14 protein-coding genes and 1 pseudogene are annotated in these 18,271 nt (G+C 60.3%); 2 read left to right on the top strand and 13 right to left on the bottom strand.

Annotation, left to right across the window (positions count from 1 at the left end; all coding sequences use genetic code 11):
- Nucleotides 1-107 precede the first annotated feature (107 nt).
- A pseudogene (locus PQU92_RS17975) lies at nt 108-272 on the top strand (integrase core domain-containing protein); the annotation flags it as partial.
- 119 nt (nt 273-391) lie between these two features.
- Here PQU92_RS17975 and PQU92_RS17970 read toward each other — a convergent pair.
- The 5 genes from PQU92_RS17970 to PQU92_RS17950 all read right to left on the bottom strand — a co-directional run bounded on the left by PQU92_RS17970 (nt 392) and on the right by PQU92_RS17950 (nt 5,151).
- Nucleotides 392-838 carry a hypothetical protein gene (locus tag PQU92_RS17970; RefSeq protein WP_272749680.1) on the bottom strand — a complete coding sequence of 149 codons (447 nt, stop codon included), beginning with the start codon at nt 836-838 and terminating at the stop codon, nt 392-394.
- Between the two features lie 11 nt (nt 839-849).
- A complete protein-coding gene (locus PQU92_RS17965; RefSeq protein ID WP_272749679.1) occupies nt 850-1,953 on the bottom strand; it encodes a hypothetical protein in 1,104 nt (367 codons plus the stop codon).
- 431 nt (nt 1,954-2,384) lie between these two features.
- Entirely contained in the window at nt 2,385-3,728 is a 1,344-nt protein-coding gene (locus PQU92_RS17960) for a glycosyltransferase family 2 protein (RefSeq protein ID WP_272749678.1), read from the bottom strand.
- A gap of 79 nt (nt 3,729-3,807) precedes the next feature.
- Nucleotides 3,808-4,011, bottom strand: coding sequence for a hypothetical protein (locus PQU92_RS17955; protein ID WP_272749677.1), 204 nt, complete (start codon nt 4,009-4,011; stop codon nt 3,808-3,810).
- A 288-nt stretch (nt 4,012-4,299) separates the two neighbouring features.
- A complete protein-coding gene (locus PQU92_RS17950; RefSeq protein WP_272749676.1) occupies nt 4,300-5,151 on the bottom strand; it encodes a glutamate racemase in 852 nt (283 codons plus the stop codon).
- Nucleotides 5,152-5,325: 174 nt separating this feature from the next.
- Between PQU92_RS17950 and PQU92_RS17945 the strand changes: the two genes are divergently transcribed.
- Entirely contained in the window at nt 5,326-7,431 is a 2,106-nt protein-coding gene (locus PQU92_RS17945) for a M3 family metallopeptidase (protein ID WP_438263835.1), read from the top strand.
- A 34-nt stretch (nt 7,432-7,465) separates the two neighbouring features.
- Here PQU92_RS17945 and PQU92_RS17940 read toward each other — a convergent pair whose 3' ends face one another.
- The 8 genes from PQU92_RS17940 to cpaB form a co-directional block, all read right to left on the bottom strand.
- Nucleotides 7,466-9,601 carry an exonuclease domain-containing protein gene (locus PQU92_RS17940; protein WP_272749674.1) on the bottom strand — a complete coding sequence of 712 codons (2,136 nt, stop codon included), beginning with the start codon at nt 9,599-9,601 and terminating at the stop codon, nt 7,466-7,468.
- A gap of 97 nt (nt 9,602-9,698) precedes the next feature.
- Nucleotides 9,699-10,676, bottom strand: coding sequence for a type II secretion system F family protein (locus tag PQU92_RS17935; protein WP_272749673.1), 978 nt, complete (start codon nt 10,674-10,676; stop codon nt 9,699-9,701).
- A 12-nt stretch (nt 10,677-10,688) separates the two neighbouring features.
- Nucleotides 10,689-11,669, bottom strand: coding sequence for a type II secretion system F family protein (locus tag PQU92_RS17930; RefSeq protein WP_272749672.1), 981 nt, complete (start codon nt 11,667-11,669; stop codon nt 10,689-10,691).
- A 6-nt stretch (nt 11,670-11,675) separates the two neighbouring features.
- Complete coding sequence (locus PQU92_RS17925) at nt 11,676-13,316, bottom strand: TadA family conjugal transfer-associated ATPase (RefSeq protein ID WP_272749671.1); 1,641 nt, start codon at nt 13,314-13,316, stop codon at nt 11,676-11,678.
- Between the two features lie 8 nt (nt 13,317-13,324).
- The gene (locus tag PQU92_RS17920; RefSeq protein ID WP_272749670.1) at nt 13,325-14,758 is read right to left on the bottom strand and encodes a pilus assembly protein CpaE; all 1,434 of its coding nucleotides are present in this window, start codon (nt 14,756-14,758) and stop codon (nt 13,325-13,327) included.
- A gap of 8 nt (nt 14,759-14,766) precedes the next feature.
- Nucleotides 14,767-15,444, bottom strand: coding sequence for a CpaD family pilus assembly protein (locus PQU92_RS17915; RefSeq protein WP_272749669.1), 678 nt, complete (start codon nt 15,442-15,444; stop codon nt 14,767-14,769).
- Nucleotides 15,445-15,453: 9 nt separating this feature from the next.
- On the bottom strand, nt 15,454-17,202 hold the full coding sequence (locus tag PQU92_RS17910) for a type II and III secretion system protein family protein (protein WP_272749668.1): 1,749 nt from the start codon (nt 17,200-17,202) through the stop codon (nt 15,454-15,456).
- Between the two features lie 65 nt (nt 17,203-17,267).
- Nucleotides 17,268-18,194 (bottom strand): Flp pilus assembly protein CpaB, encoded by a 927-nt coding sequence (cpaB, locus tag PQU92_RS17905; protein WP_272749667.1) that lies wholly within the window; start codon nt 18,192-18,194, stop codon nt 17,268-17,270.
- Nucleotides 18,195-18,271: the final 77 nt, after the last annotated feature.

The raw sequence follows: 18,271 nt of genomic DNA, 5'->3' as shown, positions 1-18,271 counted from the left end.
CCCATTGGCAACATCCCACCAGCCGAGGCCGAACAACTCTACTACGCTGCCCTCGACACTTTAGAATTGGCCGCGTAACTTAAACCAATGAGCCTCCGGCAAAGCCGGGGCGGTTCAGTCTGAACGCACACTGGTTCATGAGTCTTGACGACGCGAGAGAAAAGATGGAGGCTTGGCGTAGAGACTACAATGAGGTTCGCCCTCACAGCGCCATCGGCAACCAACCCCCGATATCGCTCATATCCGGCTCAGCCGTTCCCGCGGCGCCATGAGCCTTAACCCGGCAAAATTCGAGCACCGGGTGGCCAAGAAACGGGGAGCACGTCAGTGGGACCAACTTAAAACATCCGAGCAAGCTCAGGATGAGCAGGTAATGTCGAGGAACCCGGTTTTATCCCGGCTTCGATTTATTGGCCTGCTTTATAGTTCTCTTTTTTAAGTTCCGATATTGTAATAAATCGAACGCCTGAATTTCTTCATTTAAATCTTTCGATTTCAATTCAATATACTGACGTTCTAGCGCATCAACTCGATCATGTTCTGATAATGATTCTTTTAAAGAGAATATCGTTAATTGTTTTTTTGATTTCATAACGGCAATTTCAAATAAATGCTCTCCATTATCATAGCACTCATCAGGAATAATGAGAGAAAAGGCATGGTATCCCTGGTTAATTCCCGCCTCTAAAAGATCAATTCTAAATTCTTTTGCAATTTTTTTATCTTTAATTTTTTTATCAACGATAAGTAAAACCTCGACCGGGTCGGTGCTTCCATCTAATGCAATCCAACCCTTTGCAAGGCCCTCGGCAATGCAATCAAAATTTCCTTTATACATCAATCAGCTCCTTAAACTAATTTTGAAATTGACGCTAATGACTTTTTTATATTCTTAACGCTGCTGCCATTTTTATATAAAATCTCTTTCAAAATGGGCTCAATAGACTCAAGGGATGAGACGGTATTTTGAATTTCCTCTAAAACTTTTTGAGGATTTCCAACTATGTTTAGCGCTTTGTCTAATGATTTCTTCAAGGCGATATTTTCGCGCTCTAAATTTTGCAATTCTCGAGACAGTGAATGAGTTTTATTCAATATTGCATCAAATTCCCCCATTGACTGCAATAATAAAGAGGTGGAATTTCTAAAAACAAGAGATATATCCTCTAATAATTCTATCTCTTGCTTTTTGTCTGCGTATTTTGTGATGTTTTTAAAAGAATTATAAGCTTGGTAAATTAAGTGTCTTGAATTTTCATTATTATCATAATTCATTTGAAAATGATGATTTACCATATCTGGAGTAATAAAATCGTCTACCTTTTTCTCAGTGCGTTTTGTCCAGTTTGGCCACTTTATGGAAAGTTCGTTTCCCACGCTTAGAATTTCACGCCGCCAATTTTGACAAACATCGTCCCAAAGAAGAAATTTGCGGGGTAAACTTCGCGTATAACGCTCTGCATCTAGAACGTGGCGAAGCCATAGTAATTGCCCCTTTGTAGCGGAAATTCCATTGCGCTTGTTAAGTGATGCGGCAACTTCAAGTGGATTTCGAATGGGGAGAATAAATTTTACACCATAGCCCATTTCATCCAATGCGGCGGTCCATAGGGGAACGATTCTGCATACCCTGGGGTCCTTTATCAAGAGAAGGCTCTGCCCGCTAAATTCAGACTCTATGACTTTTTGAATGCGTTTGACGGCGGCCTTTCCTGCCGGGTTGCGTTCATCAACCTCAAGCTCTTTCCAGCAATCCCATTTGGAGCCGTAACTTTGCAAGATGCGGTCATTCAAGTGCATAATCGGCACGGACTCAAAAAAACCCTTTTTATTATCGTCGTTTGCCTCCATGAGGTTCTTCGGTAGATGGGCGCCGAGGATGCTCAAGGCACCCGCCAATGCTGAAGTGCCACTACGGTGCATTCCCAAAACGATAATCGCTGTATTTTTCATAAATCTCTTCGCTCCAGTCATATCGCTTAGTTTATAAGGCGATAAACTACCTGTCCACCGCTACTCCGATTGCTCTTGAGCCGGTCCCCTGATTTCCGACCAGTAATTTGCAGAGCCCTCAATGAGGAGGATGACGGCCGATTGAAGGGGTTTCTGATCGAAGCGATACTGGACATGCAGCGTCGAAGGATCTGGCGATAAAAGCGACTGATGCTCGACATAAAACGGCGAACTGCGCAGTCGATTAAGTCTGACCATGGCCTAAGTGAACGTCGGGCGTGTCGCCTGCCAGAACTGGACCGATATTGACTTGGCTAGTCAAACCCGCAGTGCGGCCTTCCAAACGAATGTAGAAATGACGTCACCCGTTGCGGCTACGATCCAATATGTAGGAAAAATGTTTTAAGGGCGGGATTGATACGCGACGGCAGTTAGATCGCGGTACCTGTATCGGTGTCGCGGCGCAAGTGCAGCGGATAAAACACCGATTGACGGGCGTAATCGGGCCAGGCTTCGACGAAGGCTTTGAGTTCGGCCTCCCATCGGGTCTGTTCTTCGGGACGGTCTTCAGTCCGCCGTGACTGCCCCTCTTTGTGCAGGAGGGTAGCGTCGGGCGTATAGATTACTTTCAGTCCTTTGCGGCGTGCCTTGAGGCAGAGGTCAATATCGTTAAGGGTGATCGGGAAGCGTACCTCATCGAACCCTTCCAGTTCTTCGAAAAGGTCATGCCTGATCAACAGGCAGGCCCCCGTCACGGCATCGACCTCACCAGCTTCAGCCAATAAAGGGTGCGTACGCCAAACGTTTTCGGGAGCGTTGCGCCAGGGATGGCCGGGGCCGGGGATAAGGTTGGTCGCGACGCCGGCGTGTTGCAGATCGCCTGATGCATAGAGCAGGCGCGCCCCGACCACCCCGACGTCTTTTCGTGCGGCAAATCCAAGCATGGCGTTTAGCCAGGTTCCGTCAACAGCTTCGATATCATCATTGAGAAACAAGAGATACGGGTGCCGGGCCTCGGCCGCGCCTAGATTGCACAGACGTGAAAAGTTGAAGGGAATATCGTGGCGGATCACCCTGACGTTCAGGCGCAGCGCGGCCCCGGTCAGCAGATCACACATGTCGGGGTTCGTTGCCCCATTATCGACAATGATCATCTCGAAGGCCACGCCTTCAAGCCTGCGCAAAGAATCCAGGCATGCCCTGAGCAGGTCGTGCCGCACCTTGGTGGGGATGATGATGGAAACGGATCGATGCTCCGGTAGCGCGACAGGGCGTTCTATCGGTCGCGTGGTGACGGGTGTCGGCACGGCGTGAGCCTTCGGGGTGGCAAGACGCATGCCGACAGCCGTATTGGCGCGGCGGCGTAACAGGCCGTGAGCAACTGAAATCCAGCGACCGGGATGTTGCAAGAGACGCAAGGCCTTGGCAGCATAGAGGCCGAGTTTCTGGAAGCGGTTGAGGCGCCGCATGTCGATGCGGATGTCCGACATCGGTGCGGCGATCAATCGGTAGTGCGCGCCGTAATGACCGGCGGGCAAAAACAGAAAAGTGTCATTTTTGACCTGGACATAAAGCACCGTCCGGCGCTTCGTGAGAATTTCGGTAAACTCTACCTCAAGCGGTGTTGTCGTACTCAGGCAATAAAGTCCGCCTAGTGTAAAAACACGGGATCCTGGCACCTGGCTTGCCGGGTCTGTTTCCACGCTATGAAAATCCCCGGTAAGATCGGGGGCTGGATCAGGAATGAAAACGTCGGCAGATATCACAGCGGGCATAGAACGTTTTATCGCGCGATCCGCCGTCTTAGTCGAGATAAAAAGCCCCTGCCGGGGGAATACGGCAGGGGCTACAGACTTACATCGAAGCGTCTTCGCTCGATGCCGAACCGCTCCAGTCCGAAGCGGAGGCGGCGCCTTCGCCCATGCCCTGCGCATAGGCTTCACCGGTCGTGGTCGAGGCGGCGTAGAAGAACAGGGCGGCAATAAGCAGCGACAGGGTTAACCAGAAGACGCGGCTCTGGATCGAGGTCGATGTTTCTGTGGTGTCGTGTTGTGCCATTTTTGGCCTCCAGAAATGAGATAGTGATCGGGATTTTCCTGAGCGGTACACTATCGGTGCGCGGCTGGCCGATTGGAGGCGCATAAAGGCGCGGCGCACGTCTTACTGAAATGGTGTAGGGCAAAAACTACAGGCACGGGCCTATAACGCCCGCGACCTAAGTGTGCGGCGCAAAAAATAAAAAATCCATAGTTGCGCTGCACAAAATGATAAGTGCGTCAATTATATCGCTGTTATCATAACGCTGCGGCTCTATCGCAGGCCTGACAACCTTTTGCGATCTGGCATCTATAGGTTTTCAAACCCTATCGGCGCACCCCAGAAACGTTCGACCAGAGCCGATTGCTGCGCTGCGGTGCCCGTCGTGAGAAAACGTCGCAGCCCTGCGGTGCCGATATCGTATTCCGGATGACGCTCGATATAGCGCCCCAGCGAGTCGGCGACCGAGGACGGCTGGTGGATCAGGGGCGTGCCGGGCGGCAGGGCGGCCTTGAACAGGTCGCCGATGATCTCATAATGCGTGCAGCCGAGGATCGCCCGGTCGGGATAGCGCCCGATCCGCGTTTTCAGGGCCTGAACGCGGCTTTCCACCACGGCTTTCAGCGTCTCTTCGGATTCCCCGGCCTCGATCATGCCGGCCAGGCCGACGCAGGGTTCGGAAAACACCGCCAGATCCTGACGGCGCTTGTCGATCTCGATCTCATAGACACGCGACCGCGCCGTCGCCGTGGTGCAGAAGATACCGAGGATGTCGAGGTTCTCGATCTTGGGGCCGCGGCGTTCGGCCTCGTGCTCCCACGGCAGGCCGGTGGCGGCTTCGATGGTCGGCACGATGATGCCCAGCACATTGACGGGGCGGCTATAGGTCTTGCGCACCCCGGCCAGCCAGGTCGATTGCAGGCGGCGCAGCGCCACGGCCGAGGCGGTATTACAGGCCAGAACGACCAGAGACGCGCCCGCCGCGAACAGGGTTTCGCAGCCCTGTCGCGTCAGTTCGACGATCTCTTCGCCGGACCGCTCGCCATAGGGGGCGTGTTTCTGATCGCCGAGATAGATGAAATCGGCCTCAGGCATCCGGTCGACCAGCGCCCGGTGAATGCTCAGGCCGCCGACGCCGGAATCGAAAACACCAATGGCCATTTATGAACTTTCCTTAATTGGACAGGCTGATGCTCCTACATAGGATGGTGTGTGCTTCTCGTCCATAGGGTCCGCTCTTGCCTTGAGTGGAACCGCGTGGTTACAAGAGAGACAAAATTTTTGCAGCGGACTACGTCATGTCCGACGCGCCTGTCAGGAGTAGTAATGATGGAAATGGATCGCCGCACGATTATGGGCCTGATGGCCTCGGCCAGCCTCTTGCCCGCGACGGCGTTCGCCGCCGAAGGCGACCCCGTGCTGACCCAGGCCTGGACTGGTCCCTATGGCGGCGTGCCGCCGTTCGACAAGGTGAAGGTCGAAGACTTCGAAGCGGCCTTCGATACGGCGATGAACGCCCAACGCAAAGAAATCGCCGCGATTACCGCCAATACGGCGGCGCCGACCTTTGAGAACACCATCGTCGCGCTGGAAACCGCCGGGGCCGAGATGGAACGCGTTTCCACCGTCTATGGCGTATGGTCCAGCGGACTATCTACGCCAACGCTTCAGGAAATATCGAAGCGTCTGTCGCCGAAACTGGCGGCCTTTGGCGATGAAATCAATCAGAATGAAGTTTTGTTCCAAAAAATAAGAACTGTTTACGAGGGCAAGGCCGCGTTCAAGCTGACGCCGGAGCAGGATCGCCTGTTGTGGGTGACGCATAACGGCTTCGTCCGGTCGGGCGCCGCCCTGTCGCCGGAGGCCAAGACGCGCGTTGCGGCGATCAACAAAGAGCTGTCCGTCCTGTTCAATCAGTTCTCCGACAACCTGCTCCACGACGAAGAGCAGACCCTCTATTTCAGCAAGGACGAGCTGGCCGGTCTGTCCGACGGGTTCCTCGCCTCGGCGGCGGCCTCGGCCAAGGCGGCGGGCAAGGACGGTCAGTATGCGGTCGCCAATACGCGCTCGGCCATGGAGCCGGTGACGACCTTCGCTACCAATCGGGCGACGCGTGAAAAGGTGTGGCGCTTCTACGTCAATCGCGGCGACAATGGCGACGCGTCGGACAATAACGCCATCATCAAAAAGATCCTCAAGCTGCGGGTCGAGCGCGCGAATCTGCGCGGTTACAAGACCCATGCCCACTGGCGCGTCGAGACCGCCATGGCCAAGACGCCGGAAGCGGCGATGGGGCTGATGGAGTCGGTGTGGCCGGCGGCGGTCAAGCGCGTCCACGAAGAGGTCGCCGACATGCAGAAGGTCGCCGATTCCGAGAAGGCCAACATTACCATCGAACCGTGGGACTACCGCTTCTACGCCGAAAAGGTGCGCAAGGCGCGTTACGACCTCGATGAGAACGAGATCAAGCCGTACCTGCAACTGGACAAGCTGATCGAAGGCATGTTCTGGGCGGCGTCGCAGACCTACGGTTTCGGTTTCCGTAAGGTCGAGGGCCTGCCGGTCTTCCATCCGGACGTGACGACCTACGAAGTCCTGCGCGATGGCAAGGTCATCGGCGTCCACTATCTCGACCCCTATGCGCGCAAGGGCAAGCGCTCGGGGGCCTGGATGAACGCCTATCGCAGCCAGTCGAAAGAGGGCGGCAAGGCGATCATCCCGATCGTGTCGAACAACTCGAACTTCATCAAGGGGGCGGTGGGCGAACCGGTTCTGATCTCGTGGGACGACGCTTCGACCCTGTTCCACGAATTCGGCCATGCCATCCACGGCCTGTCGTCGAACGTCACCTACCAGACCCTGTCGGGCACTTCGGTGGCGCGCGACTATGTCGAGTTCCCGTCGCAGGTCAACGAGCGCTGGCTGTCGACGCCGGAAGTCCTCAGCCGCTTCGCTCTGCATTACAAGACGGGTAAGCCGATGCCCGCCGAACTGCTGGCCAAGATCAAGAAGGCCGATACCTTCAATCAGGGCTTCGCCACGGTGGAATATCTGTCCTCGGCCCTGATCGACATGAAGCTGCATCTGGCCGGTGACGCCGACATCGATCCGGACGCCTTCGAGCGCGAGGAACTGGCGAAACTGGGTATGCCGAAGGAAATCGTCATGCGCCATCGCACGCCGCAATTCGCGCACGTCTTCTCTTCGGACGGTTATTCGGCAGGGTATTACAGCTATCTGTGGGCCGATGTCGTCGCGGCGGACTGCTCCGAAGCTTTTGCCGAGGCGCCGGGCGGCTTCTACGATCAGACGGTGGCGGGCAAGATGATGAAAAACATCCTCAGCGTCGGCAATACGATCGATCCCGCGATCGCCTACCGCAATTTCCGCGGTCGCGACGCCGATCCGAAAGCCCTGATGCGCTCGCGCGGGTTTGCGTAAATCTATAGCGCAATAAGGATGAAAAGGGCCGGGATTAGTTCCCGGCCCTTTTTGCATTCACCATCCTGAGTAGCTCTGCCGCAGCTAAAGCATCCGACATCGCCCGGTGGTGATTTCTCAGATCGATATTGAATTCGCGCGATAGCGGCTTCAGCCCATAGGCGGCAAGACCGGGGAAATGTTTCCGCATCGAAGCGACCGTGCACAGTTTCGGATAGCGGAACGGGCGCTCCAGCCCCCTGAATTCCTGCGACAGAAACCCGTAGTCGAAATTGACGTTGTGCGCGACGAAGACGCCGCCCTTCATGAAGGCGGCAAAATCGTCGGCGATATCGGCGAAGACCGGTGCGTCCCTGACCATGGCATTGGTGATGCCAGTCAACTCGGTAATGAAGGCCGGGATGCGGCGTTCAGGATTGATCAGGGTTTGCCAGGTGTCGATGATTTCGCCGCGCTGAATCTTCACCGCGCCGATCTCGGTCACGCGTTCGGACTGCGACCGCCCGCCGGTGGTCTCGATGTCGACCACGACATAGATCTGATCGGGGTCGGGCACGAAGGTGACCCGCGCGATATCGACGGCGAACCCGGCGGTTTTCAGCAGGTTCAGACGCGCGAGCTGATGGCGACGAACCTGATCCCCGTCGCCCTTGACCTCGACGAAGTGCACGCCATCCGGCCCCATCAGGAGCAGGTCGGGGAAGCCGTCGCGCAAGCCATGGAAATCCTGCGTCATGGCCTCCAGCACCTGCCGCACCGATAGGGGCGGGGCCACGGACAGGAAGGCGGCGATCAGGTCGCCCAGCCCGGGCCAGCCGTAGAAGACGCCATTTTCCTCGGCTCCGTGACGATTCCATTTATCCAGAATTATCTCAGTCGCGTCACCGCGTTCTATGAGGGCCAGTTTTTGCGTGATGGCCTCGGCGAATTTATGCTGAAAGGTCCGGTCGCGCAGGGCAACGGGCAGGCGGTCGAAGCCTGACGATAAAGCGCCTTCGGATTCGAACAGTTCATCCCAGAACAACAGGCCGAACAGGGCGGGCCACAGGCCGTTCTCGACGTGGTGGACGTCAAAACCCTGCGCTTCGTAATGGCGGGCGGCGGCCAGTTCCGGCAGGCCGCGATAAAGATCGTCGGCCTCGATCAGGGGCCCGTCACGCAGCAGGTCGGTGAAGACGCTGGTGCGCTTGCCGTTGAACTTACGGCGGTAGAAGTCGTCGGCGAAGATGAAGGCTTCGTCGTGGACCGGGGCGTCGAGCATGGCCTCCAGCAGGGTCCGGGCGCGGTCGTGATCGTCCTGGGCATAGAGCATCCGCACCACGCGTTCCTGGCTTTCGAACAGCCCCGACTGCGCGTAGAATTCCACCGCCCGTTCGTTGTCTTTCTGCCGTTCGAAAAAGCGCCCCAGATCGTGCAGCAACTTGTCGCGCAGGCCTTGCGTAAACTCGGTCGTCGCCGGGGGCAGGTCGGTTACGACATCGGCAGCCGCCAGATAGGCCTTTGGCGTTGCGCCTTTCAGCGCCCTCAGTTGCCGCGTATAGGCATAGCCGCCCAGCGCCTCTTCGCGGCTGATGAACCGCGCCTGATAGCTGTCCTTCTGGCGCACCTGCACCACGCCGAGGTCGCGCAGGGTGAAGCCGAGCAGATTGCCGCTCAGCTTGCCGAAATAGAGGTAGAGCAGAAAGCCGACCGTCTCGCGATGCGCGGGCAAAAAGCGTGGGGTATCGGCGAGCGCCGCGAGAAAATCCTCAAAGCTCAGTTGCCCGTGCAGGTGATCGCACAGGCGCGCCTTGGGCCAGGTCGATTTCACCTCTATCTCGTAGGCACGTGCCAGATCGGTCAGTGCCGGGCGGGTCAGGCCGTCAAGGCAGGTGCGATAGTCGTCGGGACTGAGGCCGCGCACGAAACCCTGTTCGTGCAGCTCCTGCAGGCTGAGATCGATATGATGGATTTCGCTGTAGTCGAGATCGGCGCGCGTAAAGATGGCGCGCTTGCGGTTCGACATGCGGATATAGACGCACTGCGCTTCCGGACTCAGGGCCTCGAACGCGCTCAGAAACGCTGTTTCCGCGTCGCCGAGCAGAGCGCCGTAGACCTCGCGCACAAAGGTCAGCATTTCCATGAAATGGGAATGATAATAGGTGGGCGGCAGGACGGGAAAAGGACGCATATACTGAAAACCTCGGAACGGACAAACCGGGCTTAAGTTCTATATATGTTCTTTTTCGTTGAGGCAAGCTACCCCACCTGACGGGAGGCGGAGCGGCCTACTTCTTCATGTCCATCACATTGAGGATCGCCGGGCCGAGGATGACGACGAACAGCACCGGCAGGAAGAAGACGATCATCGGCACGGTGAGCTGCGCCGGCAGGGCGGCGGCCTTCTTTTCGGCGGCGGACAGGCGCAGTTCGCGGTTTTCCTTGGCCATGACGCGTAGCGCCGTACCAAGCGGCGTACCGTACTTTTCGGCCTGAATCATGGCCGTGCAGACGGCCTTGATGCCGGGGTGATTGGTCCGGCGCGCCAGACCTTCGTAGGCCATGCGGCGTTCGGGCAGATAGGACAGTTCGGCGACCAGCAGCGACATTTCCTCGGCCAGCTCGATCGAGGCCGAGCCGATTTCCTGCGACACCTTGTTGATGGCGGCTTCGATCGACATGCCCGATTCCACGCAGATCAGCAGCAGGTCGAGCGCATCGGGGAAGGCGGCGATGATCGAGGCGCGGCGCTTCGATGCCATGTTGGAGATATAGAGGTTCGGCGCGTAGTAACCGGCCACGAACATGCCGACGCAGATCAGGATCTTGATATTGGTCGGCTGACCGAAATCGTTGACCACGAAGATGTAGAAGGTGGTGAAGGCCCCCAGCACGAAGGGCATCAGGAAGCGGAAGAAGTAGAAGGTCGAGACGGGCTTGGGGCCGCGGTAACCGGCCATGGCCAGCTTGTCGACGACCTTGGGGTCTTCGAGCAGGGTTTTCAGGTTCAGTTTTTCGACGATACGCTTGTACAGGCCTTCGTCGGTGTGACGCAGCCCGCTGTTGGCGCCGGGCTGGACGATGCCCTGACGCGACTGGCGGCGCAGTTCGTCGCGGCGGGCGGCCACGGCCTTCATGCGCTTGTCGAGCTGGTCGCCGGAGGTCACCGACTTCATCAGCGTCATGGCCGTGAAGAAGACGAACAGGGCCACGAGACCCGTCATCAGATTGACCGGATCGAGAATGAACAGGGCGAGGTCTCTCATCTGGATATCACCCTAGAACTTGAAGTTGATCATCTTGCGCATCATCAGGATGCCGAGCAGCATCCATATCGCGCCGCCCATCAGCATGAAATTGCCGCGCGGGTCGGTGAACATCGGGCCGATATAGCCGGGATTGACCAGCGAGATCATGGTGCCGACGCCCGGCGGCAGGACGCCGATGATCGAGGCCGAGGCAATGGCTTCGGACGACAGGGCCTTGATCTTTTCGCGCATCATCCGGCGGGCGCGCAGGACGTTCGACAGGTTGCCCAGCGCTTCGGCCAGGTTGCCGCCCGTCTTGGCCTGAATGGCGATGACGATGGTGAAAAAGCGCAGTTCGGACGTTGGCATGCGCTCGCACATCTTTTCCAATGCGCCGTCCAGCGCCATGCCGATGGCGACGTTCTCATTGAGGCGCTGGAACTCCGGCCCCAGTGGCTTGCCCATTTCGCGCGCGATGATCTTCAGCCCGTCATTGACCGGCAGGCCCGACTTGATGCCGCGCACCAGAATATCCATGGCGTCGGGAAACAGGGCGGTGAACTTGTTGATACGGCCCTTGGCCAGGGTGCCGAGGAACCAGCGCGGTATGCCGTAGGCGAAGACGAAGGCGGCTCCCAATGCGATGAACGGATTCTGGCTGACCAGAAACCCGATCAGGGCCGCGAAGACGCCCATGGCGATCGAGATGATCCAGAACTTCTTGACGTCGGGGCTCAGACCGGCGTGCAGCATGCGGGCGGCCAGAGACAGACGCGCCTTGCGGTCGCGGCGTTCGGATTCCTTCAGTTGCAGCAGGATCTGCTTGCGGCGTTCTTCGGGGGTCTTGGCGGTCTGGGCCTTGCCGCCCTTGCGGCGGGCATTGGGCGTACTGACGACGATGGCCTGGGCGCGCTTGGCAGCGACGTCGGACGCGCTGTTACCGCTGGTCAGGACAAAGCCGATCGAGGCGATGATGACGAAGCTCAGAAACGCGATAAGAACGAAGGTCATATGGAACTACTCCGACGCGTCGAGCGCTTCGGCCAGCTCACGCTCAAGGCCGTAATATTTGGCGCGGTCCCAGAAGCGCGGACGACCGATGCCGGTCGAGCGGTGACGGCCGATGATCTTGCCGTCCTTGCTTTCGCCTTCGATCTCGTACAGGAACAGGTCCTGCGTGATGATGACGTCGCCTTCGAGGCCGAGGACTTCGGTGATGTGGGTGATGCGGCGTGAACCGTCGCGCAGACGCGCTGCCTGAACGATGATGTCGATCGAGCCGACGATCATTTCGCGGATGGTGCGCGACGGCAGGCCGTAGCCGCCCATGGTGATCATCGATTCCAGACGCGACACGGCTTCGCGCGGCGAGTTGGCGTGCAACGTGCCCATCGAGCCGTCGTGGCCGGTGTTCATGGCCTGAAGGAGGTCGAAGGCCTCCGGGCCGCGGACTTCGCCGACGATGATGCGCTCGGGACGCATCCGCAGACAGTTCTTGACGAGATCGCGCATGGTGATCGCGCCTTGTCCTTCCAGATTCGGCGGACGGGTTTCCAGACGCACGACGTGCGGCTGCTGCAATTGCAGTTCGGCGGCGTCTTCGCAGGTGATGACGCGCTCGGTCGGGTCGATGAAGGCGGTCAGGGTGTTGAGCAGGGTCGTCTTGCCCGAACCCGTACCGCCGGAGATCAGGACGTTGCAGCGCGAGGCGCCGATGACGCCGAGGACGCGCGCCCCTTCCGGGCTGATGGAGTTGAACTCCACCAGATTGCGCATGGTCAGCTTGTCCTTTTTGAACTTACGGATGGTGAGCGTCGGGCCGTCCAGCGCCAGCGGCGGCGCGATGACGTTGACGCGCGACCCGTCGGGCAGACGGGCGTCGCAGATCGGTGAGCTTTCGTCGACGCGGCGGCCGACCTGCGACACGATGCGCTGACAGATGTTCATCAGCTGGCCGTTGTCGCGGAAACGGACATTGGTCAGCTGCACCTTGCCGCCGACTTCGATGAAGACGCGGCCCGCGCCGTTGACCATGATGTCGGCGATGTCGTCGCGGGCCAGCAGCGGCTCCAGCGGGCCGTAGCCGAGGACGTCGTTGATGATGTCCTGAACCAGGGCGTCCTGTTCGACGACCGACATGGACACGTTCTTGATCGTCACCAGTTCGGCGACGATGTCGCGGATTTCCTCCGACGCCGCCTTCTGGTCCAGCTGGGCCAGTTGCGACAGGTCGATGGTGTTCAGCAACGCGTTGAAGATCGCGGTCTTGGTGGCGTGGTAGTAGTCGGACTGTTCGCGGACGATCTCGGTGACGGCCTGCGCCTTGTGCATCTGGTCGATGCCGGACGACAGCTTGCCATTACCCTTGGCTGCGCCCTTATCGGTGCGGCGTTCGACCGCGGGCTCGGCCTTGGCGTCGTGCCCCATGCCCAGAGACTGCCCCTGAGGGCGAGTCGCGATGTCGGCGTTCGGCTTGGCTGCGGGCGGCGGGGCCCCTTTGAGCTGTTGCGGTTTTGCCGAAGCGGCGGGCGTGGCACCGCTGAGGGCCTGCGGGCGCACCTGAGCGGCCGCCTGCGCACCCGCCGTGGGGGCGGGGCGGGGGGCGTCGGCAAGACCGATGGGCTTGCCGCTGGAATCCGTAGGGCGCTTTCCGAACACTTAGGGTCTCACTTCTTGAAAAGTTTACCGAGCAGCGATTTCGACTGTTTTTTGGACGGCTCCGCGACGCGACCGGTGATCGCCGCTGTCAGGGTCATCAGGGCCTCGTGCGCCTTCGACGCCGGGGCGCATTCGGCCAGCATCTGACCGTTATTGGCGGCCTGACCGAAGGTTTTCGGGTCGAAACCGATGGCGCAGACGGGCTCCATGCCCAGGGCGGCGGTGAAGTCCTTGAGCGGGATTTCCGGGCGGCCCGGCATGTCGGTCTGGTTCAGCACGATGCGCGGCGGCGTGTCGTTCGGGCGGAACGACTTCAGCAGCTCGATCATGTTCTTGGCGTTGCGCAGGGAGGCGAGGTCCGGCGTCGCCACGATGACCACCTCGTCGGCGGCGATCAGGCACTTTTTCAGCCACGGTGTCCAGACGTGCGGCAGGTCCATGACGATGAACGGCGCGACCGAACGCACCTTGCGCGTCACTTCCTCGAAGGCGTCGTCGTCGGCCAGATAGTCCTGATCGAGCGAGGCCGGGGCCGAGAACAGCGACAGGCGCTCCGTGCAGCGCGTCAGCATACGGTCGAGCAGGACCGGGTCGAGACGGTCGGGCTCGTTGAGCGCGTCGGCCATGCCCTGCATCGGGTCCTGATTGAAGTCGAGCCCGGCGGTGCCGAAGGGCAGGTCGTAGTCGGCGATGACCGTATTGGCCTGCATGGTTTCGGACAGGGCGTGGGCGAAATTGTGCGCCAGAACCGAGGAGCCTGCGCCGCCGCGCGCGCCGATGAAGGCGATGGCGCGACCGACGAACGGGGTTTCCGGATCGTTGAACAGGGTCGAGATGACCTTGATCAGTTGCAGGGGCTGCACCGGGGCGACCATGTAGTCGGACACGCCCTGTCGCATCAGTTCGCGGAACAGCGAGATGTCGTTGTGCTGACCGATGACGACGACCTTGGTATTGGCGTCGCAGACCTCGGCCAGTTGTCCCAGCTGGTCGAGCAGGTCGCGGCCACGCGCATCGCTCTCGACGAGGATAAGCGACGGCGTCGGTTCCTGACGATAGACGGTGATGGCCTCTTCGATGCCGCCGCGGCGAACCAGCGACTGGGCGCGGGCCATGCGGCGATCCAGCGCCGCGGTATCGCAGGCCTGCAGCGTGCTGTCGCCGTTGGGGAAGAAGTGGATGGCGATGCGCGGGATCGAGACCGAGCCCAGTGTGTCGCCGCCGAAGCCGTCCGGCAGGGCCGGCGGCTCGTTATGGACCAGAGCTGCGGGCGTCAGGGCCTGACGCGCGGTGCCGTCGCGCGCGTTGAGCGGCTCAAGGTCGCTGAACGGATCGTCGAGATCGAGGGGATCGCCGCCCACCGGACCATAGTCCTGCGTGAAGCCGTCGTCCGCGTCGTCGAAACTGTCGAAAGGATCGTGCTGGGTAGCGATGGAGGACATGCTATGGCTCACTTGATGGCGTCGGAGATGGTGCCCTTGGCCGCTTCGTTGTCGGCGGCCGAGGTCACTTCACCCTTGCGGTACTTGTCGATGACGACGGCGCGGCGTCCGGCATCCGCCGGGGTGGCGGTTTGCGGTCCGGCCAGGTCGCGCGGATCGGCGACCTGCGCCGCCAGATTGGCGGTGATGGAGCAGCCGAAATTCTTGTAGGCCTTGTTGCCGCCGGTGCGACCCAGATTTTCCCAGCTCTGCCCGCATTGCGGAATGTCGGCGCGGTATTCGACCAGGCTGATGCTGACGACGTCGGCGGGCTGGGCCTCGGCGGTCGAATAGCCGATGACGTGGGCCTCGACCTGATGCTGCATCAGGTAGTCGCGCACGGCATATCCCGCGCGCACGGCGTCGGGGCCGTTGGCGGTCACGATGCGGACATCGACGGCTTCGCCGCTGTCCCAGCTGGCGCGGCGGGCGATCTGATCCAGCGCGCGGCGCTGATTTTCCGAAAAGCCCTTCGGATTGATCTTGAGGTGGATGGCTTCGCTGCGCGACTGGGCCTGAAGGGTGTAGGCCTCGGTCGGCAGGGGCGCTTCCAGCTTCGCGCTGTTGTCGCTGGCGCAGGCGGCGAGCAGCGGCAGGCCGGTGAGGGCGAGAGCGGCGAGACGCAGAACGGGGGTAAGGTTCGACATGATCTGTACCTACTCGATGACGTAGCCGATGGGGGCCTGATAGGGGGCGGCGGCCACCTGATCCGGGCGCGTGTCGCCACGCTTCTGCTTGTAAGACTTGTTCAGGCGGCCGAGGAAGATGGTCTCCGGGTCCGACGCGATCTGAAGGTTGTCGGCGGGCGTCTGGAACGCGTTCGGATCGGTCGGGCTGACGATGTACGGCGTGATGATGATGACCAGCTCGCTGTCTTCGTTCTGGAAGTCGCGCGAGCGGAACAGCGAACCCAGCACCGGCAGGTTGGTCAGGCCGGGCAGGGAGTCGATCGACTGACGATAGTCGGATTTCAGCAGGCCTGCGATCATCAGCGACGAGCCCGACTGCATCTCGACGGTCGTTTCGGCGCGGCGCACGCTCAGCGCCGACATGGTCAGGGTGCCCGAGGTGAAGGCGCCGTTATTGGTCAGCTCAGACACTTCGGTCGACAGCTTGATCGAGATGCGACCGCCCGACAGGACGACCGGTGTGAAGCCGAGGCCGACGCCGAAAGGCTTGTATTCGACCGTGATGCGGCCCGTGGAGTCCTGCGAGACCGGGATCGGGAACTCGCCGCCGGCCAGGAACTTGGCGGCTTCGCCCGACACGGCGGTCAGGTTCGGCTCGGCCAGGGTGCGGACCAGACCGACGCGCTCGAAGGCCTGAAGACAGCCGCCGATATTGTTGCCGGTGATGGTCGACCAGGCGGTGGAGGCGGCTGCCGTCACGGCATTGGTCACCGTATTGGTGTTGGAACTGGTGGTGCCGTCCGTGATAGTGGAATCGCTGGTCACGGTCGTCGTGTTGGTGCCGCCGCTCTGGACGAACTGGCCGTTCAGCGAATTGGTGTAGTTGACGCCCGAACCGCTGAGGGTCGTCTGAACATTATTATTGCTCAGGCTGTTGGTGACGCTGTTATTGACGCCGTTGACGACGGTGGTGCTGTCCGAGGCATTGCTGCCGGTCGAATAGTTGGTCGTCCGGGCACCCTTCTGGCCGTAGCACAGGCCAGTGCCGCCCATATAGGAGCCATTGGTGCCGAAGGTGTTGGCGCGACCGAAGGAGTAGGAGCGCGTACCGCTGTTGTAGGTCACGTCGGCGGACATGCCCAGCTGCTTGATCGTCGAACGTTCGACCTCGACGATGCGCACCTTGAGGGCCACCTGATCCTTACCGGCGATGGCCAGCGTATTGACGACGTTTTCCGGCTTGCCCGCGAAGGCCGAGGCCAGACGCGTGATCGCGTCGGCTTCGGCGGCATTGGCCACGACGCCCGACAGGATGATGAAGCCGTTAACGCTCTGGGCCTCGACCTTGGACTGCGGATAGAGGCGGTGGATGGTGTCGGTCAGCTGGTCGGTGGAGGCATCGACGCGGATCGACAGGTTGAGGATCTGACGGCCGGTGCCGTCGAAGAAGATGGCGTCCGACTGACCCGGCGCGACACCCAGCACGAAGATGCGGCGCGGCGTGCGCAGCACCGCGTCGGCGGCGGCGGGGTTCGAGACGAAAACATCCGCCGCGTCGACCGGAAGGTCGATGACGGCGGAGCGGCCCTTGGGCAGGTTCAGCACCTGAGTACGCACCGGGGCGTTCTGGGTCTGAACGGACAGGTTGCCGTGTCCGCCCGCACCGGGTTTGTAAGGCACGGGCTCGGCGACGACGGAGCCGGCGATCATGGCGGTCGCGCCGATCAGCAGGCCGGTCAGGCCGGGCGTCCGGCGACGGGCAGGGGAAGCGGTCATAAGCGTTCTCATGAAGTCGCGTTTTTGGAAGTCGCGTTTTTGGGAGTCGCGGATAGGGGCGTGGGTCATCGGGAAACCGGAACCTCCGACGACTGGCCGTTGCGGATCACGGTGACCTTGCGGTCGGCGGGCGCGTTTTGCGGCAGGGCGGCGACGCGGCCCGACGGCCCGCCGACATCGGCATAGGAGCGCAGCATCAGCGACAGGGTGCCCTGCGCCTTGGCCTGCGCCAGAGCCTGACCGTCTTCGGGGGTCAGTTCCAGTGTGGCGGTGGCGCCGATGACCGACGGCTGGTCGGCCTTGGCCTGAACCGCCTGATCGATCGCGAGGACCTTGACGTTGCGCAGGACGGGGCGGGCGACGAAGTTCGACTGCCCGTCGGATTTGCGCACCTCGGCGGACACGAGGATATCGACGCGGTCGCCGGGCAGGATGAAACCGCCTGCCGTGTTTTCGACGCTGACCGGCACGGCCATGGCGCGCATGCCCGGTGCCAGCATGACGGCCATGAAGCCGCCTTCGTCGGCGCGGACGACCTTGCGCATGATGATCGGCTCGTTGGCCAGAATTTCCTCGCGGACGACGCCGCCCAGCACGGCATCCATGCCCTTGGTGGGGTTGAGCATCTTGTCGGCGGCCTCGACCGCCTTACCGGCGGCGTCGGTCGTCTTGGCCTCGACCTTTTGCGGCGTTTCCTCGGGCGACTTGACCGCCGTGGCGGCCGCCGGGGTGACGGGGCGGTCGGTGAGATAGGCGGCGGTGACGGCGCTTTCGGGCCAGTCCTTCCACGTCAGGTCGGCCTCGGTCAGGCGTTCGCCGACCTTGAGATCGCGCGCGGCGACCAGCACCTTGACCTGAGGGACTTCGGCGGCGACGGGCGTGGCGGCGGCCGGCTGGCTGCCATTGCCGCCGATCATGCCACGGACCAGAAAGGCCAGCAGCAGGGCGGCGATGGCTGCGATCCCGATTACGACGTAACGTGACGCCTTCATGCGTGTTCCCCTTGAGTTTTCCGTGCGCGGTCGGAAACGTGAGACAGGTCAATTCATAATTGCGGGGAATCTTCGCT

The organism is Asticcacaulis aquaticus (assembly GCF_028550415.1).
GTDB lineage: Bacteria > Pseudomonadota > Alphaproteobacteria > Caulobacterales > Caulobacteraceae > Asticcacaulis > Asticcacaulis aquaticus.
Note: the sequence above shows the minus strand (reverse complement) of the source record. Positions and strands in the feature narration are given on the sequence as shown.